Here is a 21,216-nt window from a genome sequence, read left to right as displayed (position 1 = left end):
GGGCGTGAGGGGGCACTCGTTCGCTGCGCTCACTAAGACCCCCCCGCCGCCCTTTCCGCCTCCGCTCCCTGCGTCACCTACGGGCCACGGGGAGGACGAAAGGATGGCTCGTCCAAAAACGAGATCATGAAATGTTTTTGGACTCGAAGGTAGATTTTTACACGTATGGTTTGGATAGTTGTAAACAAAATACCTTCGAGCACACGAGATAAAAACAAGCCTTCTCGTGTGCGAGCCTTCTTTACGTTCCCCACGCCCTCCGGCGCCAGCGAGTGAGAGAGCGAGGATGTTCCGAGCTCAACCTGAGCCGCAGCGAATTTGAGCTCGCCGAGTGACGAACGAGCGCTTTGGCGGAAAGGGGGCGCGCCTTTCTTCTCCCCCATCTTCTTTTGGCGCTAAAAGAAGATGGGGTCCGGGGCGCGGGGCGGATAGCCCCGCAACTATATAATTACATTTATATTTTATCAGTTTTGGTGGGCCGAGCCCACCCTACGCGGCTCGAAGGTAGTTTGTCTATTTCACAAAATCCGCCTTTATATACGGCAAAGGATTTTGCCGCCGGGCAAGGAGCCCGCAGCGAGCGCGACGAAGACAGTAGCGTGACTACGTCGAGGAGCGCGAGCGAGTAGCGACGAAGCCCCGCGGCAAAAGCCGAAGCCGTCCCCTGATACTCAAAGATTACCCCTTAAGTCGCATCCTCCCGCCCTTCGGACTATATTTTAGGTAAAAATCCGGGGGAGGCGTGTGAGGATACGTCATGGCGGTATTTCGCAAGGCTTCGAGCATCGGAATCGTGGTTTTGTCGGTTTTCCTGCTGGGAATGGCGGGGGCGGTCGAAAAGCCCGCCGAAGTGCCGGTTACCGAGAGTACGCTTTTAAAGGAGGTCGTGGCCGAAGGGCTCTCCCATCCCTGGGGTATGGCGTTTTTACCCGACGGAAGAAAACTGGTGACCGAAAGACAGGGGACTCTCAGGCTGCTGGGCGCTGACTGGAGTCTCTCCCCTCCCCTCGCGGGCGTTCCCGAGGTCTACGCGCAGGGACAGGGAGGGCTGCTCGACGTGGCTCTGGATCCGGATTTCGCCAAAAACGGTTTCGTCTATCTTTCGTTCAGCGAAAGGGGTCCGGGAAGGACCAACCGCACGGCGGTGGCGCGCGGCAGACTCGACGGGAACGGACTCCGCGAGGTCGAGGTAATCTTCCGCCAGTCTCCCCCGGTGGAGAGCCAGGCCCACTTCGGCTCAAGGCTCGTCTTCGACTCCAAAGGGGGGCTTTTCGTCACTCTAGGTGAAAGATCTGTCCGGCGTTACGAGGCGCAAAACCTTGAAAACGAACTGGGGAAGATCGTCCGGCTGACCCCTGAGGGCAAAATACCCCCGGACAATCCCTTCGCGAAGTCAGACTCGCCGGTATTCTCCTACGGCCACCGGAACGTGCAGGGCGCGGCGATTAACCCCGCGACCGGAGAGCTGTGGATCAGCGAGCACGGCCCGCAGGGCGGTGACGAGATAAACATAGTCCGTCCGGGCAGAAACTACGGCTGGCCGGTGGTCACTTACGGAGCGGAGTACGTAACCGGCGCGAAGATCGGCCAGGGAGTGAGAAAAGCGGGAATAGAGGACGGCATTCGCATCTGGGCGCCCTCGATAGCCCCCGCCGGAATGGCTTTTTATACCGGCGACCGCTATCCCGGCTGGAAGGGAAGTCTTTTCGTCGCGGCCCTGAGGGGAGAGATGCTGGTCAGGCTGACTCTGGAGGGGGAAAAGGTGGTTGCGGAGGAGCGGCTGATACCGACCCCCGGAAGGCGCCTCCGCGACGTACGGCAGGGGCCCGACGGCTACCTCTATGCGCTTACGGACGAAGAAGAGGGAGAGGTCTGGCGGATACTCCCGGGCCGCAGCGAAAAATGACATGAAAAAAGCCGCCTCTGCAGGGAGGCGGCTAAGTTTCAGAAAACGCAGGGGATGTTAATGCCTGTCGCCGTCTTTGGGCGTCCACTGCTCGCAGGAATCGCTCTCGCCGACGCACTGGCATTGCCCGGTGTCGTCCACGCCAAGCGAGGGGAAGGTTGAGAAACACGCGCCGACGTGCGCGGATTCCGAGCAACCGCAAGACCACCATTCGCAGGTGCCGCACTCTTTCTTGTACTCTGCCGAACTCTGTTTTCCGTAGGACATTTGCCACTCTCCGATAAGATTTATGCAAGAGGCCGATAAAATGAAATATGAATGTTCCGATGTTGGCGATGCTAAACTTTTTTTAGCAAAAACGCAAAAAACCCGCCTTTTTTTCTCGTGTTATTTTACTCAGTAAAACAGGAAGAGCGATTTCAAAAATTTTTTGAGTTTCGACATCAAGTGATTACCTTCACTTGGCGTAAATACGGCATTCCCGACCTTCCGGCTAGAGGTTTAAGAGAGTACCTAAATTCGGGTCGAAAACAGGCGCGCCGGTTCAAACCGCTTTTGGAACAGGGGTAGGGGTGGGGGGGTACCGGCAGGCTTCGGGGAGGCGATTTACGGGGATAAATCGGGGGCAAGCCGGGATTGCCGCTTAAGAGAGGGCTGACTGGCCGCCGGTGGAAAATTCCCTGACGAGCCCTTCACGCACCAGGGTAAGGCGGTCTTTCGCGAGAAGGACGGAAACCTCGTCGAGGAGGGTTTCATAGGGTATTCCGGTAAAGCAGCGCGCCTCGGAGGCGTAGTCCTCGCCGTTTACGGATATTACCAGTTTCATCCCCGAAAAAACCTCTTTCCTTCCGGTGAGGAGGCTGTACAGTGAATATCCGCCCTCCAAAGTCCAGCCCTCGCCGTCAGTGAGGACGCAAAAGCCGGTTTTCAGGAGGTTGTCGCATTCGCAGGTCATGGAATGAGTCTCATTTTACCAAAAAGCGGTAAAGTCTGGCGTCAAGGCCGCCGTGGGTCAGCGGCCAGTATCTTTCCGGTTTTAAAAGCATGGCTTTTCTGAGGCGCTGCGAGGTCATGAAGAGGTGTACGGCGCAGCCCGAGCACTTGCTGATAAGAGCCCTGCCGAAACGGTTGTAGAGGGGAATCAGGCTCTCTTCGTCTTCGAGGCGCTCTCCGTAGGGAGGATTTGATATTATAGTCGCCCCCCACCCCTTTTTGGGCGAGAAGTCCCCGGCGTCGGCGACCTCGAACCTGATCATTTCTCCGACCCCTGCGCCCCCGGCGTTCGCCTTCGCGGCTTCTACCGCAGCGGGGTCGATGTCGGAGCCTATCATTATGAGTTTTTTGGGAATATTCACCCCTTCCCTCGCCTCCTTCAGCATCTTTTCCCACCTGTACTCGTCGAAACCGGGGAGGCGCATGAAGGAGTACCTGCTCCCGAGGGAGCCGGGCATGATTCTGGCCGCCTTCATCGCCGCCTCTATCATTATCGTCCCGGAGCCGCAGAAGGGGTCGAGGAAGGGTGATTTTTCGTCCCATTCCGAGTAGCGGACCGCCGCCGAAGAGAGGCACTCGGAGATCGGCGCTTCGACGCTTCCCTGACGGTAGCCGCGCCGGTGGAGGGAGCGCCCCGCGAGGTCGAGCGAGATGATGCACCTGTCACGGTGGACAAGGACGAAGATTCTGGCGTCGGGGTCTTTGGTGTCGACGTTCGGGCGTTCCCCCGTGCGCTCGCGCAGGGCGTCGGCGATGGCGTCCTTGACCTTGAGGGCGGTAAAGCCGGAATGGGTCAGAGTTGGCGATTCCGACACCTTCGCGTCCACCGAAATGGTGTTCACGGAGGAGATTATCTTCTCCCACGGCAGCCCGAAGACGCCGTTGTAGAGCGCGGCGGCGTCGGGAACCCGAAAGCGCCCGAGTTCGCGGTAGACGCGCACGGCTACGCGAAGGGTTAGAACCGCCCTCCAGCCCTCGGAAGGCTGCCCGCGGAAACTGACCCCGCCGCTTTGCCTTTCGAGCCCGAAGAAGCGAAGCTCCTTCATCTCGTTGTGAAGCGCTTCTTCCGCGCCCGGATTGCAGACAGCGAAAAAAACGAAACCCTTTTCTCTTTGCGTCTCCATAATACTCCTGAAAGTTTGCGGTTAAGAAAGTATACCCGCTTTGCACCCGGAGTTCACATGCTCTTCGGCGCTACGTAAGGACAAAAAAAAAGAGGGCGCTGATTTACGCCCTCTTTATATTCACAAACGCTTTTGCGGTCAGATTAGTTTTTCTGCTTTAAGGAAATCTCTCACTGCTTTTGAAATGCTCGGGGCGCTGCCGAGGGCGTCTACGGTCTTGTCGGAGAGCTTGCCCTGCGTCTTGGCGATGAGCCTTGAGAGGGCGGGGAACTTTTTAAGGGTGTGCTTCTGGGCGACGGAAGCGGCGAGCGAGTACGGGTTGCCGCTCTCGGAGAAGCCCAGCTCGGGGAGCCATACCAGGTTGAACTTTTCCTGGTGATAGTTCTTCACCGCCTCAAGCGCCCCTTTTGGGTCGGGGGGAAGGGGCTGCTGGCCCCGAATCAGCGCTTCTCCGGCATACATGAGGCCGAGGTCCACGTCGCCGGTGGTCATCTCCTTGAAAAGACCCTCGGGGCCGTCGTAATCGGAGATCTCAACGGTTGTCCCGGTTCTCTCGTTGATGAGGATGGCGAGCACGTTGGCTACGACCTTCGACCTGACGGTGCCGTCGGTGCCGATGATCAGCGATTTGCCCACGCAGGCGTTTGAAAGCTGCGCGAAAGCAAACACCACAGCAAGAAGAAGTATTATTTTTCTGAACATTTTATTCTCCGGGTCTTGGTTCCGTTTCACTCGGGGTAATTTAATTCTTTTTTCCCGCACTCTCAATGTTTAATCCAAAAATCATGCCGGGCCGCGAGCCCGCGAAGAGGAGTTTTCCGAGGACGGCGGGCGAGGCGAGCGACGATTCGCCGATCTCAAGCCTGTCGAGAATAAACCCGTCCGCTGCGCGAAGAAGGTAGAGAAACCCCTTGGCGGTGGCTACCGCGAGCGTCCCTCCCGCCAGCGCGGGTCTCGACCTTATTCCCCCTTCCAGGCGAACCCGGTAGAGGAGACTGCCGCTTGCGGGGTCGAAGGCGGACAAACCTCCGTCATCGTCGCCCTGATAGAGCACCCCTTCGGCCAGAAGCGGCCTCGCGTACCACGCGGGGCCGGAAAGAGCGCTCTTCCAGAGAAGCTTTCCGTTTTCGCCGAGCGAATGCAGAACTCCCCCCTTATCGGCAATAAAAACCTTTTCCTCAAAAATTTCCGCGCCGGAAAGAAGGGGCGCTCTCGCCTTGTACTCCCACTTTTTAGCGCCGTCGTCCATCCCGAGAGCGTAAAGCGACCCGTCCCCGGAGGGGGCGAGCAGTTCTCCTCTCGCCGTAAGGGCGAGGTCCCCCCGGAAGGGGCCTCCGGCGGCGAATTCCCAAAGGTTTTCAAGCCCCCCGCCGGTTATCGCGAACCCCCTCACCTTGCCCGCCCAGGTAGCGGCGAAGAGTTTCCCGCCCGCAATCAGCGGCGACGACTGGCGGTGGTCGTCCGCGGGAGAAGATGTTTCGACGAAACTGTCCAGTTCTTTCAGGGTCTCGCCGTCGAGGAGGTAAATTCCCCTGTTCCAGCATTGGACGGCCAGATAAGGTTTATTGTTTACCCTTCCGGGAGCCGGCGGGGAATCGAGGGTGTCGAGAAGCTTCGCCGAGGCGAGGAGCGAGCCGTCGAAGAGGGCGAGCCGCTTGAGTTCTCCGCCGAAAGACACCGCGTAGACGCCGCTTTCGTCCGCCGTCAGCGCGTCGGCGTAGCCTTCCATCGGGACTTTCCACTTGACCCAAAGAAGCGGCCAGTTTTCGGGCCCCGCGCCCGTGACCGGCGCGTTTACAAACTCTACGCGGGCGGTGGAGCCTTCGGGCCGGTACTGGTCCGTGGGGTCGTCCCACCTGTTGGGCGCAAGTTTCAATTCTCCCTCGTAAAAATCGCCGAGCCGGAAGGGTATCTCGTTGCCGGTGAAAACGTTGTCCCTAAAGACACTGCCCTCGTCACCCTCGAAGAGGAAGATGCCGCGCTTGTTGCCCCTGAAAAGGCAGTTTTCCACGAGGTTTCTGGAGGCGCGGGAGTTGAACCCTTTCCCCTCCTGACCGGAAAAGAGGCAGCGGCGAAAAACCATCGTCGATTCGCCTATCCGCGTGCCGTCGTGGTTCTGCCGGAGGATCGAATCCTCGACGAGGCCGCTGCAAAAGTGCAGGTGAAGCCCCCGCGTGGAGCCCTCAATGACGGTGTATTTCAGCTCCACCGAGCCGAAATCCACCCGGAGTTCGCCCCACTTACCGGCCTGGGCCGGGGCCTGCCCGGAGGTGAAGAGTATCGGCGCTTCCGGCGTGCCGAGGGAGGTCAGCTTGCCGCCCTCCAGATGAATGGAGGTGTCGCCGAGGCCGTCGCCGTCCTCGTCGGCCCACCCGAGGCGGATAACGGTGCCGGGCGCGATTGTGAGACTCGTGCCGCGCGAAAGTTTGAGGGTCTTGTCGAGGCGAATCTCTCCGGACCAGTTAAGTTCCCGATTGTCGCCTCCCTTTTGGGCAGGCAGGGAGGCGCACCCCGCGAGAAAGAAAAGAAGCACCGGAAACGCGGCTCTCTTCACGGCGCGACCACCAGAATGACTTCGAGGGACTCGAAGACCTTGCCGGGCGCAATCTCGTAACCCTCCGGAGCGTCCCTGGCGAAGCCGACCCTCTCCCCGCTTACCGGCGGGCCGCCGAGGTGCTCGCGCGCGCCAAGGTAGTAGCGCCCGACCACCGAGACGGAGATGGTAAACCTGCCGTCGGGGCCGGTTGGAGCCGAGATGGCGAGAGGCTCGCCGAGCATTCTCGGATTGTCGTAGAGACAGGCGCGAAAACCCTCTGCGGGGTTGCCCTCGCCGGTGCGAATCGTCCCCTCCAGCTTCGCGAAGCGCGTCCTGTAACGGGCCTGCTGCTCGTAGGAGGGAAGCTCGACGAGCTCTATGTCGCTTTTTTGCTCTTTGCCCCGGCCGACCTTGAGCGGCAGCTCGGGAAGGACGCCGAAGAGGTCGCCGGGCGTGAGCGGGCCGACTTCGAGGCCGGTAGCGCGCTTACGGGCCGTGATAAAATAAACCCCCGGATCGAGCGCCAGTTTGTACTCACCGTCGGAGGCTGTCAGAGCGCTGGAGGCGTAGGGCTGGCCCCGAAAGCCCGCGTCGGCCCGAAGATGGGCGGAAACCCGCACTCCCGCTGCCGGTTTCCCGCCTAGGAGCACCCTCCCCCTGATGTTTTCCTCGCCTTCCGCCACGGCGGCGGTGGTCACTCCCTCCGCCGCTACGAGAGGAAGGCTCAGGCCGCGCTGGTGCGCGGAGACCTTAAGGGGGTTTCTGCCGAACCAGGCGAATTTGCCCGGAGCCCTCGCCAGAAGGATGTATTTCCCCTCCGGAAGTTCCATCGAGAAGCGCCCGTTGACCCCGCTTTCGGCGGTTCCCGCCGGAACCGGCTCGCCACCCCCGGTGAAGGATTCCGGAAGGTAGGCGTAGACCCTGGCCCCGGTGAAACCCCTGTTTTCGAGCGACACCAGCCCCTCGACGATGAGCCCGGAGCCGGTCAAACCGCCGCCTCCCGTCTCAACCGCCGCTTTTCGGGCGCCGCACCCGAAAAAAGCGAGGGCGGCGAGAAGGCAAAAAAGAAGGCCGCGAAGCCGCGACCTTCTTTTATTTGAAATGCTTTTCGGATTAGCGCTTCGCCACTTCACCGGGCTCCTCGATGGTGATGGTCTGCCCGGCCTTTACGTTCTCGACCACCTTGCGAAGGCCGCTGGGGAAGCGGACTTCGACGGTGTAGGTCCTGGCGGCGGAGAGGCCGAAGTGGAGTTCCTGGGGCGGCTGCGAGCAGAAGCCCGAGGAGGTCTGGAGGTCGCTCATGCCGACCAGCTTCTTACCGTCGCGCACCCACACGCGGGAACCGACCGCCATGTGGTTGGAGACGCTGCCGGTGAGGCGAACCTTAAGGTAATCGCCGTTATCGGTGTTGTTGAGGGCCAGCACGTTCGGAGCGGCCCAGTTGATGACGTAGAGATCGAGATCGCCGTCGCTGTCGATGTCGGCGAGGGCGGTGCCCTTGGAGCGGACGGCGGCGCAGGCGACAGCGGGGTTGTCTTTGGTCATGTCGGTGAAGACGCCCTTGCCGTTGTTGATGTAGAGCTGGTTGGCGGCCTTGCAGTCGCCTTCGTAGAGGTCTACGTCGCCGTCGTTGTCAACGTCGCCCCAGGAGGGACCTTTGCCCCAGCCAACGTGATTGAGCCCGACCTTGACGGGATCGGCCTTGGTGAAGTGGCCGGCGCCGTCGTTGTAGTAAAGGGCGTTCGGCCCGACGTAGTTGGAGACGAACAGGTCGAGGTCGCCGTCCCTGTCGAGATCGTTGAAGGCTGCGCCGAGGCCCCAGTTCGGATCGTCCGCTCCGGATTCGCGGGAGACGTTCTTGAAGGTGCCGTCGCCGTTGTTGATGTAGAGGGTGTTCGGCTCACCGGCGGGGTAGCGCCCGTTGACGACGTAGAGATCGTCCCAGCCGTCGCCGTTCACGTCGGCCCAGGTGGCCATCCAGGACCAGGAGCGGTCGCCCACCCCCGCCTTGGCGGTAACGTCGGTGAAGGTGCCGTCGCCGTTGTTGCGGTAGAGGGTGTTGGTCTTGTTGACGCCGTAGTTGGCGAGGTAGAGATCGAGATAGCCGTCGTGGTCGTAGTCGGCGGAGGCGGCTGCGTAGGTGAATTCCTTGGAGCCTACTCCGGCCTTTTCCGTCACGTCCACGAACTTGCCGCCGACGTTCCTGAGGAGGCGGTTGGCTTCAATCTCGTAGCGGCCGCCCTTAGGGAGGTAGAGATCCACCCACCCGTCGTTGTCGTAGTCGAAGAAGACCGAGCCCATGACGAAGCCCGCGTCGCCGACGTTGTCGCCCGCCTGCGCGGTGATGTCGGTGAACTCGCCCTTACCGTCGTTGCGGAAGAGCTTGTTGGGGCCGCCCTTGTTGGAAACGTAGAGATCCCAGTCGCCGTCGTTGTCGATGTCGGCGAAAGCCACTCCCTTGCCGTTTCCGGGGTCGCCGGTGCCGGACTTTGCGGTTATGTCGGTGAAGATCGGGCTGGCGGCCAGCGCCGGAACAGCCATCGTGGCGGCGAGTAAAGAGATAGCGAGCCGTCTCATAAGCCGTCTCCTTTCAAAGGGTGTATGTGTCGATAATCCGTCTATCGTTCAGTTTGCTGTCTTAAAATCCGTCAACCAACAGCCATCCGCAGAAGGCCGAGGAAGATGGAGCCCAATAACCCTGTTGCGATAAATGCTACCACAACTCTGGGAATAAATATCGCATAAAGAGCGGCCATCGCCGGAATCGACGTTACCGGGCCCGCCATTAAAAAAGCAATATCCGCGCCAACCGCCATCCCCTTCGCCTTTAACCCCGCCAGCACCGGAATCGCCGGTATCTGATGGAGCGGCAGGGGAATCCCTATCAGCGCCGCCCAGACCACGGAGAAGGGTCCTTTTTTTCCTACCAGCCAGGTTACGGCGCTCACCGGTACGAAGATGTGAATCGCCGCCTCGATGAAGATCGCCATCAGAACCCAGAAACCCACGAAGACCCCGATGTCGAAAAACCTGTCGAGGAAAAAGCGGAATTTGCTTTCTCTTTGCACAACCTTCATGGTGCGAAGAAAGATTCCGTTGGCGCACCCGATCTCATAGGCGCTGGCAAGATCGCCCTTCTCGTTATGTACTGGCTTTAGCCTGATAAGGTTTCCAGAAAAAATGCCCGTCCTTATAAAAAAATGCGTCGCGTACCCCGAGAGGAGTCCGAGAAAGGCGGCCCCCCCAAGTTTCCACCAGGCCAGCTCCGGCCCGAGAGCCCCCATCGTGAGGACAAACGAGGTGGGGTCCATAACCGGGCTGGTTGTGAGCAGCGCCATCAGCGGGGGCAAAGGCACTCCCGCGAGCGCCATCGGAATAATCACGGGTAGTATGCCGCAGGAGCAAAGGGGCGAGACCAGGCCTATCCCCACTGCCGCCAGTATCGAGAAGTGTCCGAACTTTCCGACGTACTGCCTTATGTGGCGGTCGAGCTGGTAGGTCTTTATCAGGGCCGCGATGGTTATGCCGAGAAGGGTGAACCACCACATCTTCCCCGCTTCCTGGAGGACGATGCGGAAAAACTCGCGGGCAAGCTCCATCAGCTATGGGCCTCGATGCAAATCAGTTCGCTCTCCGGCGCGGATTCGAGGCCTTTGAGAATCTCTTCCATCCTCGCCTTGTCGCCGCCGGAGCGCCGCAGCTCGCCGTACTCCCTGCCGCGGCCGAGGGCCTCCTCCGTCAGGGATACGGTGACGTACATTCTTTTTGTCTTGTTCACCGCTTCGAGGCGGTGAATCCCCTCGGGGCGCACTTCGATGTTGGTGTTGCCCGAGGTGGTGCCGAGCGCGGCCTGAATGCCGTCGATGGCGCAGGTGCGGTGGTAATAGACCGCCGCCACGTCGCCGTCCTCGCCGTGTCTGCCCACCCTCTCACGCGCCGCCAGCCCCAGCCTCGCCCCGAGAATCGACATGGGGCAGCGATGGCCGTGAAGGCGCTTTAAAAAGGCGTAGAAGTCGTCCCTCTCAGAAGGCGTAGTGATGGGGGCAGTCATTCTTGTCAATCTCGTTGTATTTTTCCGTCATGTCGGGGGTCAGCCAGGGAGTGACCTGCAAAAGGGCCGCCTCGAAATCCGCCATCGAAACAACGTCCCGATCGTCCTTCACCGCCTCCAGCGCGGCGCGCTTGCAAAGGCTCTCCGCGTCCCAGCCCACGTACCCCTCGGTGCGCAGGCTAAGCTCCTTCGCGCTCACCTTCGGGTCGACGGAGGGCATCTTCTTAAGATAGATATTGATCATCCCCTCGCGGTCTATGGCCTTCGGCGGGTGGACGAAGATCTTGCGGTTGAAGCGGCGCTTTTCCTTGATTATCGCCTGATCGACCGTGTCGATGCGGTAGCAGGAGCCGACAAGCATCACGTTCTTGTGGGCCTGAATGGCGTCGATCTCCCGGATGAAGAGCTCTGACAGTTCCCTGTCGGCGAAGGTGGGCGGGATTCCGCGGAAATTTCCCGGCCCCCACTCGTAGGAACAACCCGCGCGCGGACAGAGCCACTCGGTGTCGGAGATGAAAAGCACGCAGGGAGCCTCGTGAACCGCATCGTGGAAGGCTTCGGAGATCTGCTCCGGCTTTCCGAGCATCTCCTGCCCTGAAACGTAGACGAAGGAGACGCCCGCCTCCGTGGCGGCGGCCTCGGCCAGCATGGTGATACCCACGCCGAGCGGCCCCCAGAGCATCACCCCGGCGGGGCGCTCAAGCCCGACTTTCGCCATCAGCTCGGGCTTCATCAGCGGCAGGGAGACCATTTCCTTCACGATCTTCTTCACATCCGCGAAACCACCGATGTCGTCCCATTTCAGGGTGGGCTTTTTTACCTCGTAGAATATTTTTTCAAGTTTTCTGTGCATATGCGAAACCTTATATGAAAGGGAATCAGACAGTCGGCAATTAAAAAGCAAGGGCCGTGCCGTAACTTGTCAAGGTTGAATCGGCAGGGGAGAGGATAACCAAGGAGCGGGCAAGAAACAAGCTAAGAGGCTTCGCGCCTCCACGAGAAAGAATGCACCGGAATACCGGAGGCTTGAAGCGCCTTTAGCGTCTTGTCGGCGATGGGCTGAGTCGAGCCGCGCCGAAGGAGGCGCACTTCCATGTCCACGGTCATCCTGCCCGTCTCGAAATTGCGCGCCGAATCGCAGGCGAAAACGGTGACGCCCGAGGAGTTGACCTTCTCGATTATCTCCGAGACATCCTCGCCAAGGTCCGTCACCACCATTACATGGCGGTAGATGGTGTTGTGAAATTTCATCTCGAAAAGATTCAGGCCGAAGAGCGTGACCACCGTGAGCGCCGTGACGAAGAGGGTGAGGAAGTAAAGGCCCCCCGCAGCCGTCATGCCTATCCCCGCGGCAACCCAGAGGCAGGCCGCCGTGGTCAGGCCGCGCACAGTCACCCCCTGTTTCAGGATGACGCCCGCGCCGAGAAAGCCGATGCCGGTGACTATCTGCGCGGCGATCCTTCCGGGGTCCGCGCCGGCTCCCGCGACCTCGTTATAACGAGGCGCGATGAGGGAAAAGAGGGTGAAAAGGGCGCTGCCCACGCAGACAAGCACATGGGTGCGAAGCCCCGCCGAGCGCCCCTGAATGTAGCGCTCAAGGCCTATCACCCCTCCGGCCGCCGCAGCGGCGGAAAGGCGGATGATCATCTCGAAGGTATCGTCGGGAACGGTGAACTGGAGCATGGAATCCTTACCGCCACTGGCAAAGAGAATTCTTACCCTTGAATATTACAGATTCGGGAGGTTGGCGGAAAGGGGATTGTTGCGCGGGCCTTCAGTTGTGAAGGGCGGGGCGGCGCGGATCCGTTTCAGGTTTTAAATACGGCAAAGGATTTTGGCGCGAGGCAAGGAGCCCGCAGCGAGCGCGACGAAGACAGTAGCGGGCCTACGGCGAGGAGCGCGAGCGAGAAGCGACGCCCGCATCGCGGCAAAAGCCGAAGCCGTCCGGCGCTACCCTTCCAGTATCTCCTCGATAGTCCTGAGAAGCCCCGAGATGCTGTAGGGTTTGGAGATGAAGGCTTTGGCTCCGAGTTTTTTCACTTCCCCGGCGTGAGTGGCCGCGTCGTAGCCGCTGGCGACGATAATTTTCAGTTCGCCGTCCATCTTCCTGAGGCATTCGAGGCACTCTTTACCCCCCATGCCCGGCATGCCGAGATCGAGGACGACGAGGTCGATCTTTCCGGACTGCTCCTTGTAGAGTTCCAGCGCAGCCTCGCCGCTGTTGGCCGCCAGCGCCTCGTAGCCGTTCGCCTTGAGTACGTCGCAAAGGCTCTCGGCGATGAAGGGCTCGTCGTCGACCACGAGCACCCCTTCTCTCTTTCCGGGCAGAACCTCCGGTTCCGCCGCCTTTGCCTTCCGGTGGATACGCGCTACGCCTGCCCGCTTGAAGTAAATGCTGAAGACGGTTCCCTTTCCGGGCGTCGAGTTGCAGAAAATCTGACCGCCGTGGTCTCTTACGATGCCGTAAACGACCGACATGCCTATACCGGAGCCCTTGCCGACCTCCTTCGTGGTGAAGAAGGGGTCGTAGATTCTGCAAAGAGTGGATTCCTCCATGCCGTGACCGCTGTCCTCGACTGTGAGAAGGACGTAGTCCCCCGGCTCCACCTCCCTGTTTCTCCCCGATACCTTCACCGGCCCGGCCGTTACCCTGAAAACTCCGCCCTCCGGCATGGCGTCTCTGGAGTTCATCGCCAGATTCAGGAGTATCTGCTCTATCTGCCCCTCGTCGCCGAGAATGGCGCACTCCTCCGGCGACAATTCGGTCACCACCTTTATGTTTTCGGGCAATATCCAGCCGAGCATCTCCACGCCTTTTAAAACAGCCTCCGAAAGCGATATGGCGTCGAAGGAAGCCTGCATTCCCCTGCTGAAAGCGAGTAGCTGGTTTACCAGCTTTGTCCCCCGCCCGGCGGCGGAATCTATGCGCGAAAGATAGAGCTGGTCCTGCTCCGCCAGGGCGCTTTGAGAAGACAAAAGATGCGCGTTGAGGCAGATGGACTGGAGTATATTGTTGAAGTCGTGCGCTATGCCGCAGGCAAGGGTGCCCGCCGTCTCCAGCCGCTGCGACTGGAGGAGCTTCGCCTGCATGGCGGCGTTTTCAAGCTGCGCCGTCTTCTGGGGGGTGATGTCGTAAAAATGGAGTATGCGCCCGCCGCTGAAAAGCCCCTCCCCGACGTGCTGCGTCCGGCACTCAATGTGGCGCTCCTCTTTCCCCGGAGCCGGTTTCGCCGAAAATTCAAAGGTGGCCGTCCGCCCTTCACCTTTCAGCGCGTCTCTAGCCGAAAGGAGAAAACCCGAGGGGTCCGTGGCGGCTTTTTGAAGGGTCTCAAGCACCCTCCCGGCCGAAAGCCCGATAGTCAGCTCCCTTTGAATGCTGAAAAATTCACCGAAGGTGCGGTTGGCCCAGGCCACTTTCAGTTCGCCGTCGAGAATCACGAGGCCGACCGCGGAGTTGTCGAGGACGTCGTCGGTCAGGGAGCGGTAGCGCGCCTCGCTTTTCCGGAGCGTCTCTTCCATGTACCGGCGGTCGCTGAGGTCGGTGACGAAATCGAGAGCCGCGGGTTTGCCGTCCCAGTCGATGCGGATGGCGCTCATGAGGAGCCATTTTACCCGCCCCTCTTTGGTCACTCCGCGAAACTCGTAGCTTGAGGCCTCGTTTTCGCCGCGCATGCGGCGGGAGTATTCACGGATTACGTGGGGGTGATCCTCCTGGTGGACGATGCGCAGGAGGCTATGGGAGGTAAGTTCAAGGAGGGTGTAGCCAGTCATGGCGGCGAAAGCCCTGTTCGCGTAACAGACCCTGTCGCCCTGACAGACGCAGATGCCCACGTGGGCGTTCTCAACCAGAAGCCTGTACCTGCCCTCGTCGCTGGCGAGGGTGAAAACCTTCGGCTTCTCTTCCTTTTTTTCGCTATCCATCAAAACTTGAGTCCGGAACCCTTCATGAAGTGCCTGCCTGTAACCGAGTCCGAAGGAGTATATATAAAAGTCCCGGAGGTTTCTCTCACAAATTTCTTAAGACCGATTTTAAAAACCCGCAGGGCCCCAAACTCAAAACCCCGCAATTACGCGGGGTTTTGAGTTATCTGGAAAAGTTGAAGGAACGATTAGAAGCTCTCAGCGCATCTCGCTCACCACTCCGTCGGCGACAAGAAGATGCCGCGTGGCTATCGCCGCGCATTTCTCGGAGTGGGTGACCATGACGACGGTCGTGCCGTGGGAGTTAAGCTCTTTTAACATTCCCATCACCTCGCCCGCCGTGCGGGAGTCGAGGTTGCCGGTGGGCTCGTCCGCGAGGAGTATCGGGGGCTCGTTGACGATGGCCCTTGCGACCGCCGCCCTCTCCTGCTCGCCGCCGGAGACCTGGCTCGGCAGGCGGTTCATCTTGCTCGCCAGCCCCACGTGCTCAAGCGCCTTTCGCGCCTTTTCGACCTTCTCTTTTTTCGAGATGGAGAGGGTCGCGAGGGGTAGCATGGTGTTCTCCCCCAGCGTCAGGTAGGGGATAAGGCGGAAGTTCTGAAAGACGAACCCCAGGAATTCGCGCCGAAAATCCGCCCTCTTCTCCTGACCGAGTTTGTAGACCTCCACCCCGGCTACGTTCAGGTTTCCGGCGGTGGGAGTGTTGAGAGCCCCGAGGATCGAGAGCAGGGTGGATTTCCCCGACCCCGATTCGCCCATTATGGAGACGAACTCGCCCTCCTCCACCTCGAAGGTGGCCTCGCGGAGCGCCTTTACCTCGGAATCGCCCGAGCCGTAGGATTTTTGCAGGTTTTTTACTATCAGTAAGCTCATCTTCGTTCTCCTTCTAAAGCGCGCGCAGGGCTTCGTTGGGGTCCATCCTGGTGGCGGCTACCGCCGGGTAGATGGAGGCCACGAGACCCAGAAGGAGTGAGATGGAAACCGCAAAGAGCGCCAGCACCGGGTCTAAGGCGACTCCCGCGCCCTCCCCCGGCGCGAAGAAGGGAAGCGCAACCGCCGTTACCGCGAGCCCGGCCGGATAGCCGAGTATTCCCGCGAGGAGGGAGACTATCGCCGATTCGGTGAAGATTATTCGCATCACGTGGGATTTCCGAAAGCCTATGGCGCGAAAGACGCCTATCTCGGCGGTGCGCTCGCGGACGCTTCCCATCATCGTCACCAGCACCATGAGGCCGCCGACGAAAAGAACTACCGCACTTATGCCGTAGGAAAAGCGGCGCAGGTGCTCTATCGTCTCCAGCCTCGACTTGACCACCGACTGGATGGCCATGACGTTGGCGTCGGGTATTATCCGCCCTATCTGGTTAACCATGTCCGAAACCGGGCAATCCTTGCAGAGCGCCGCGACCTCTACCAGAGAGACGGTTCCCTTCTTTCCGAATATCTCCTGGGCGGTTTTAAGGTCGGTAAAGAGGAGCTGGTCGTCCTGGGAGCCTGTGGGTTCGAGAACCCCGGTAACCTTCAGGTCTTTGCCTGCGATTTTCACCGTCTCGCCGGGTATCAGAAAAAAGACTCGGGCGGCTTCCGAACCGGCTACGACACCGGCTCCGGCTGGAATATCTCCGACAAGCTTCCACCAGGGCTTGAGGACGTGAGAGACGGAAAAATCCACTCCCGCCGTCAACACCTTCTGGCCGGAAAGCTCCGCCACGCCGAGAACGGTCGGACCGAGGGCGGCGATATTCGCAGAATTTTCTATAGTCCGGATTTTGGCGAGGTCTTCCTCCTTCAGTTCCTTCATGTCGAAGGAGACTCCGCCGAGAGAGATGCCCCCGTAAGTAAGGGAGAGCGTCTCGCTTTTGGGCAGTACGAGTATATTCGCGCCGTAGCGCTCCAGCTTGTCGTTGACGTTTCTGGACATCGCCTCCGTAATGGAAAGGAGGGCGACGACGGTGGTTACGCCAATGAGAAGACCGGTGAGAAGGAAGGCGGCTTTCGCCTTCCTCCGCCGCAGGTTCAGAAGGGCGATATCGGTGAGCCGCATGGCGCTACCCTACTTTTTCAGATTGAAGTAGGACTTGCCCGCTTCGATATCGGAGACCTTTATCAAGAGCTGCCCGTTTTCGACGGTGCGGGCGAGCGGCGAGGGGTTGCACCCTCCCTTGACCTCGTTGATCTTGCTTGTCGGGAAACGCATCTGGCAGTTGTTGCAGACCATCTCCTTTTTGTCCTGGCTGTAGCCCTTACCGTGGGGCCAGCAGGCGTCGCAGGCGTCGAAGGCGGCCCTCGTCACGCCGTCGTCGCTCTTGACGATGAAATAGCGGACGGTGATGGAGTCGGCGGTCTTGTGCTCGTAAAACTTCGCCTGCCCGCCTTCAAAATCGGCAAGGGGGAAGGAGACGACGACGCCCGATTCGTTTACGGGCGTCGCCGCCTGCACCTTTGCCGCTTCACCGGACTTGTCTCCGGTTCTGGAGTAGGCGACGAGGGAGGCCACCGCGAGGGCGACCACGGCCGCCCCGATGACGAAAAGCTTGAGGCTGCCGGAGGATTTACCCTCTACGGCGGCGCGTTTTTCAGCGAATTTATCTTTTTTGATGTCGTTAGACATGATCGTTTCTCCAAATATCCTGACGGGGCGCAAGCTGCGCTCCCGGCGATCTGACAAAATTAACCGTTACCGGCGTCTTTACCGGGATTGGGGAAGCTTTAAGAAGGGAGATTTAGCAGTCGAAGCGCTGGATTCGGGCGTGGAGGGCGGAGGGAGGCCCATTGCCCGCGAGGGAAAGGTTTTTCCCCGCCGTGGCATGGAGCCGGGGGGGTTGGGTGTGGCCGATTACCGCCGTCAAAGCGATGTCGCGGCTTTCGAGAGGTCTCGCCGAGTCGTAGGCGGCTTCGCTTGAACCCTTGCTCTTCGTCTTGGGGTTGCACCCGCCGGTTACCCCGGCCTTCTCGGCGCAGCAACACTTCTTCGCGCCGGAACTCATCACTTCACCGGCGAATTTCACGCAGCAGCAGCACCCCTTGCAGACAGGCACGACGCCCGCGAAGGCGACGGAAGCCAAGGCGACCGCCAGAAAGACCAGAAAGGCCTTTTTCAGTTTTAGCGTGACGTTGTTCACCATGTTTTTAATATGGGTTCTTTCAAGGCCTTTGTCAACGGATTCGATTGTAGAAACCATAAGCTTATAATCGGCAAAAGAGGGTATTCTCTTCAATTGTGCGTCAGGAGGCCTATTGAGTCCTCAAGTGGTTTCACGTCCAAGCCCCCTTAACGTTATTTGATGCAGGGACTTTGCTTCGGGATACAGCCTTGAACATAATAATACTCGCGGTTTGCCGGACTGAAAGGTTGAGGGCGTTGGCTCCGTGAAGCGCAAAAGCGACAAAACGCTGCCGATGCTCTATACTGACAACCGCAACCAAAGCCTTTCAGGAGACAAGAAATATGACCGAAATACCGCATGAGGCAGGAAAGTCGAGCATCGACCTGATCGACTTTGAAATATTCTACTCGTCGCTTCCCCTAGCTCCGGGAATGGAGGTGCTCGACCTCGGCTGCGGCTCGGGGAGCTACGCCCTCCGGCTGGCCGGGAGGCTGGGGCCTTTGTCCGTGGTGCGAGGCTTCGACCTCTGGAGCGAGGGCGTTGAAAAGCTTAACCGGACCGCTTCCGAACTCGGCTTGACGAACGTACGGGCCGAAACCGCCGACCTTTCCGGCCTGTCCGCCGTCCGTGACGGCGAGGCGGACCTTGCGCTGATGGCCACGGTGCTCCACGACCTCACGGCGCGAGGGACCGGGCAAGGTGCGCTTGGGGAAGCCGTACGGGCGCTTCGGAAGGGCGGCTGGCTCGCCCTCGTGGAGTTCAAAAAGATCGACTCCAGGCCCGGCCCCCCGTTGGAGATACGCCTTTCGCCCGAAGACCTTCTTCGCCTCACCGCGCCCTTCGGACTCGCGCCGGGCAAGGTCGTTGAACTGGGGACCTCAACCTATCTGATGCTTTTTCAAAAGCCATAGGGTATAAGTAGCGTCTCGGACTAATTCCTCTGACGGAGATTAAATGAAGGATCGCATCGGAGACAGGGTTGAGGGGAGCGCGACGGGTCAGGCCGTCAGCGAGGACTACAGGCTTTTTGTGTTCATCGGCCTGATGCTTCTTTTTCTGACCTGGCTCTTCCATAGCCTGATTTTCGGGTGGCTCTTCCTGCCTTTCGCTTTTTATTTTTTTCGCAAGGCGTATCGCACCCGCAAGGGAATGGCCTCTTTCTACTGCAGCGCCTGCGGGGCCGCTCTGGAAGACCCCAAAGTCGCCAAATGCCCCCGCTGCTACGCGGACCTGAAATAAAAAGTTCGCCCGCCGTTAACCGCAACGAAAAAACCGCCTTCCGGCGGTTTTTTCGTACTGAATAAGCCTATGGCCCGGAGAAGAATCACCCGGTGAGAGAGCAAGGCAAAACCCTTGCTTTTTCATTTGGCTTTGGATTTTTTCGTCAGGCGAGGCGCCGCCGAGCAAGGGCGCGCAGACAGTAGCGTGACTACGGCAAGCGTCCGGCGCAGGCGGCAACGATGCATGGCGGAAAAAGCCGAAGCCAACACAGCCCTTCGGCGAAAGAGGAAGCCGGGCCTCAGCGGCGCTTGCCGAAAAGAGAAAACCCCCCCTTCGACTGATCCTTCATCTTCTTCAGCTCCAGGGCGGGAGCCTGATAGGAGGGCTTTAGCGAGAGGGCCTTTTGCAGGTATTCGATAGCCTGCGGGGCCTTGCCCTTGGCGTTTTGCACCCTGCCGAGGAGGTAGTAGATCTCGGGATTCTCGCTTTCGGCTTCGAGCGCCTTCCGGAGGTTGCTTTCGGCGCGGTTCAGGGTCGTCTGCTTGTCCCCGCCTTCCCGCATGAGAAGCGCCTCTGAGTGGCGTATGAGGTATTCGGCGTTGGAAGGGTTCATGTCCACCGCCCAGCCAAGCCTGTCTATCGCCTCGTCCCACCGCTGGCACTTGAGGGCGGTGACACCCTCCTTGTAGGAGTTCTCCGCCTTCTTTATCCGGTCTTCGGCGCTCAGGGGTACGTCTCCGCCGTGCTTGAGGCTCTCGATGTAATCGTCGCGCTTTGTCCTGGTGGAAAGCGCCTCCAGGGACTTCCCTGCGATCTCGGAGAGTTCGCCGATAAGACGCCGGGCCTCGCCCCCGCCCGAGAGCTTGTCCTCGCCCGCGCGCAGTTCGCCGACAAGCTTTCCGTACGCGGCGCTCACCTCGGCGTCGGAGGCGGTCATCTGAACCCCCAGTATCTGGAAGTGATTGCGCCCGCTCATCCACGCAAGCCTGCGGGAGAGTTCCCTGCGCTTTAGCTCTTCAAACCCCTCGCTGCCCTGCCCGGAGGCGGAGGTCTCTTCGTTCACCTCCAGATAACCGGAGAGGACGAGGAAATAAAGGAGGTTCATCTTCCTCATCCCCACGTCTTCACAGGCTTCGACCACCGGCCTCCCTTTGGCGAGACCGATAACTTTTTCAAAATCCTTTTGCGAAAAGCCGGTCACGTCGAGAATCTCCGAAGGGGAGGGCCCCTCGATTATCTTGCGTGAGGCGAGTTTCGTCAGATACTCGCTCAGGTGCGTCTGGCCGGCGGGGGTGTTTATCTCGTCCCAGAGGAGCTTCCATCCCTCGATGGGGCCGCCGGGTATCTCGGCGGGGGGATCGGCGTGGGGCATTATCTTGTACCAGCCGCTCTTCCAGGTGAAGAGGTTCTTGACCTTCTCCTCGATGTTGCTGCGTATGGCCGCGTCGATGTCTCCCCTGGTCACCGCGCCGAGAGATATGAAGGCCTCCCCGATCATCTTTTTCTGATCTATGGAGACGCGAACCCCTTCGCGGTACTGGTTTTCGTCTATGAAGTTCTTGTCCTGCAGGTAACTCGCGAGGGTTTCGGCGAGGAGGTTTGATCTGGCGAAGATAATCTTGCCGTTGTCGAAGTGTACGGCCTTTCTCACTTTGCCGAGACCCGCCGCGAGCCGTATCGGGGCTTCGCGGCGAAGCAGGGAGGCGAATATCATCGGGAAATTCGAGCGCGCGAATTCGCCCTGCTCCGGAACCTCCTCCTCCTCGCCCTGCCCGCCGCCTTTGGAGTCGGCGGACTTGGTGGATAGGGAAGGAGCCAGTTGCGAGCGCAGAATGTCCAGTTCGAGCGGCTTGGGCAGGTACCCGGCCGCGCCCCAGACGCTGAGAGATTCCTCCTTGAGCGACCCGCCGCGAATAGCGCTCGTGACGTACACGCTCACCCTGTCGCCCCCTTCCGTCTGCCGTATGCGCTTTATCAGCTCGAAAGCGCCCTTGCGAGGCAAAAGGGTATCCACGAAAACAACGTCGGGTCCGTACTCGACGAAGGTTTTATAGGCAGTCTCGTCATCCTTCACCACCACCAGATCGTAATCGAAACCGGATAACAGGACTTCCAGAATCCGGCTCGCGCTGGCATCGACGTCGGCGACCATCGCTCTTTGTTTCATATTCCCCTGATTTTGGTCCCGCCAAAAATCGGATTAAACATAACTTCCCAACGTTTAAGTCTAACGGTAACTTCTTTTAGCATCAAGAAATAAGCTCGCCTAACCGCCGGGAACGCAAAATTTTATGAATTCCCCTGTACGGCGAATATGAACTATTTCGGCGAAGGAGCGAGGAGCCCGCGGGGCGCGC

General features: G+C 59.6%; 20 protein-coding genes. 3 read left to right on the top strand and 17 right to left on the bottom strand.

The annotated features are described in order from the left end of the window. Positions 1-820: 820 nt before the first annotated feature. Positions 821-1,906 (top strand): PQQ-dependent sugar dehydrogenase, encoded by a 1,086-nt coding sequence (locus EPN96_07735; protein TAL16895.1) that lies wholly within the window; start codon positions 821-823, stop codon positions 1,904-1,906. Positions 1,907-1,963: 57 nt separating this feature from the next. Here the strand turns inward: EPN96_07735 and EPN96_07730 are convergent, their stop codons facing one another. From EPN96_07730 to EPN96_07655, 16 genes are all read right to left on the bottom strand, one after another. Further along, entirely contained in the window at positions 1,964-2,173 is a 210-nt protein-coding gene (locus tag EPN96_07730; GenBank protein ID TAL16892.1) for a hypothetical protein, read from the bottom strand. Positions 2,174-2,549: 376 nt separating this feature from the next. Next, a complete protein-coding gene (locus tag EPN96_07725) occupies positions 2,550-2,861 on the bottom strand; it encodes a hypothetical protein (GenBank protein TAL16891.1) in 312 nt (103 codons plus the stop codon). 10 nt (positions 2,862-2,871) lie between these two features. Beyond that, complete coding sequence (locus EPN96_07720; GenBank protein ID TAL16890.1) at positions 2,872-4,023, bottom strand: RNA methyltransferase; 1,152 nt, start codon at positions 4,021-4,023, stop codon at positions 2,872-2,874. Positions 4,024-4,161: 138 nt separating this feature from the next. After that, positions 4,162-4,725, bottom strand: coding sequence for a hypothetical protein (locus EPN96_07715; GenBank protein TAL16889.1), 564 nt, complete (start codon positions 4,723-4,725; stop codon positions 4,162-4,164). Positions 4,726-4,765: 40 nt separating this feature from the next. After that, complete coding sequence (locus tag EPN96_07710; GenBank protein TAL16888.1) at positions 4,766-6,577, bottom strand: hypothetical protein; 1,812 nt, start codon at positions 6,575-6,577, stop codon at positions 4,766-4,768. Further along, positions 6,574-7,548, bottom strand: a complete 975-nt coding sequence (locus EPN96_07705) for a hypothetical protein (protein TAL16887.1) — start codon at positions 7,546-7,548, stop codon at positions 6,574-6,576. The genes EPN96_07710 and EPN96_07705 overlap by 4 nt, the downstream gene beginning before the upstream one ends. Positions 7,549-7,672: 124 nt before the next feature. Beyond that, positions 7,673-9,136: a CRTAC1 family protein gene (locus tag EPN96_07700; GenBank protein TAL16886.1), complete on the bottom strand. Its 1,464-nt coding sequence runs from the start codon at positions 9,134-9,136 to the stop codon at positions 7,673-7,675. A gap of 71 nt (positions 9,137-9,207) precedes the next feature. Beyond that, complete coding sequence (locus tag EPN96_07695; protein ID TAL16885.1) at positions 9,208-10,158, bottom strand: hypothetical protein; 951 nt, start codon at positions 10,156-10,158, stop codon at positions 9,208-9,210. Beyond that, on the bottom strand, positions 10,158-10,610 hold the full coding sequence (locus EPN96_07690; GenBank protein TAL16884.1) for a hypothetical protein: 453 nt from the start codon (positions 10,608-10,610) through the stop codon (positions 10,158-10,160). Before EPN96_07690 ends, EPN96_07695 begins: the two co-directional genes overlap by 1 nt. Next, the gene (locus EPN96_07685; GenBank protein TAL16883.1) at positions 10,582-11,463 is read right to left on the bottom strand and encodes an AAA family ATPase; all 882 of its coding nucleotides are present in this window, start codon (positions 11,461-11,463) and stop codon (positions 10,582-10,584) included. Before EPN96_07685 ends, EPN96_07690 begins: the two co-directional genes overlap by 29 nt. 122 nt (positions 11,464-11,585) lie before the next feature. Beyond that, positions 11,586-12,293: an MgtC/SapB family protein gene (locus EPN96_07680; GenBank protein TAL16882.1), complete on the bottom strand. Its 708-nt coding sequence runs from the start codon at positions 12,291-12,293 to the stop codon at positions 11,586-11,588. Positions 12,294-12,560: 267 nt separating this feature from the next. Continuing rightward, the gene (locus EPN96_07675) at positions 12,561-14,531 is read right to left on the bottom strand and encodes a response regulator (GenBank protein ID TAL16881.1); all 1,971 of its coding nucleotides are present in this window, start codon (positions 14,529-14,531) and stop codon (positions 12,561-12,563) included. Between the two features lie 198 nt (positions 14,532-14,729). Next, complete coding sequence (locus tag EPN96_07670) at positions 14,730-15,404, bottom strand: ABC transporter ATP-binding protein (GenBank protein TAL16880.1); 675 nt, start codon at positions 15,402-15,404, stop codon at positions 14,730-14,732. Between the two features lie 13 nt (positions 15,405-15,417). Further along, entirely contained in the window at positions 15,418-16,575 is a 1,158-nt protein-coding gene (locus EPN96_07665) for an ABC transporter permease (protein ID TAL16879.1), read from the bottom strand. Between the two features lie 9 nt (positions 16,576-16,584). Beyond that, entirely contained in the window at positions 16,585-17,142 is a 558-nt protein-coding gene (locus tag EPN96_07660; GenBank protein ID TAL16878.1) for a DUF2318 domain-containing protein, read from the bottom strand. 112 nt (positions 17,143-17,254) lie between these two features. Further along, on the bottom strand, positions 17,255-17,713 hold the full coding sequence (locus tag EPN96_07655) for a hypothetical protein (GenBank protein TAL16877.1): 459 nt from the start codon (positions 17,711-17,713) through the stop codon (positions 17,255-17,257). A gap of 266 nt (positions 17,714-17,979) precedes the next feature. On the opposite strand from EPN96_07655, the gene EPN96_07650 reads away from it, so the two are divergent. Both EPN96_07650 and EPN96_07645 read left to right on the top strand, forming a co-directional pair. Continuing rightward, positions 17,980-18,549: a class I SAM-dependent methyltransferase gene (locus tag EPN96_07650; GenBank protein TAL16876.1), complete on the top strand. Its 570-nt coding sequence runs from the start codon at positions 17,980-17,982 to the stop codon at positions 18,547-18,549. 43 nt (positions 18,550-18,592) lie between these two features. Continuing rightward, positions 18,593-18,877, top strand: coding sequence for a hypothetical protein (locus tag EPN96_07645; protein ID TAL16875.1), 285 nt, complete (start codon positions 18,593-18,595; stop codon positions 18,875-18,877). Positions 18,878-19,157: 280 nt separating this feature from the next. On the opposite strand, the gene EPN96_07640 is transcribed toward EPN96_07645, so the two are convergent. Then, positions 19,158-21,026 carry a response regulator gene (locus EPN96_07640; protein TAL16874.1) on the bottom strand — a complete coding sequence of 623 codons (1,869 nt, stop codon included), beginning with the start codon at positions 21,024-21,026 and terminating at the stop codon, positions 19,158-19,160. Positions 21,027-21,216 lie beyond the last annotated feature (190 nt).

This window comes from bacterium, from assembly GCA_004322275.1.
GTDB lineage: Bacteria > Desulfobacterota > Deferrisomatia > Deferrisomatales > BM512 > SCTA01.
Note: the sequence above shows the minus strand (reverse complement) of the source record. Positions and strands in the feature narration are given on the sequence as shown.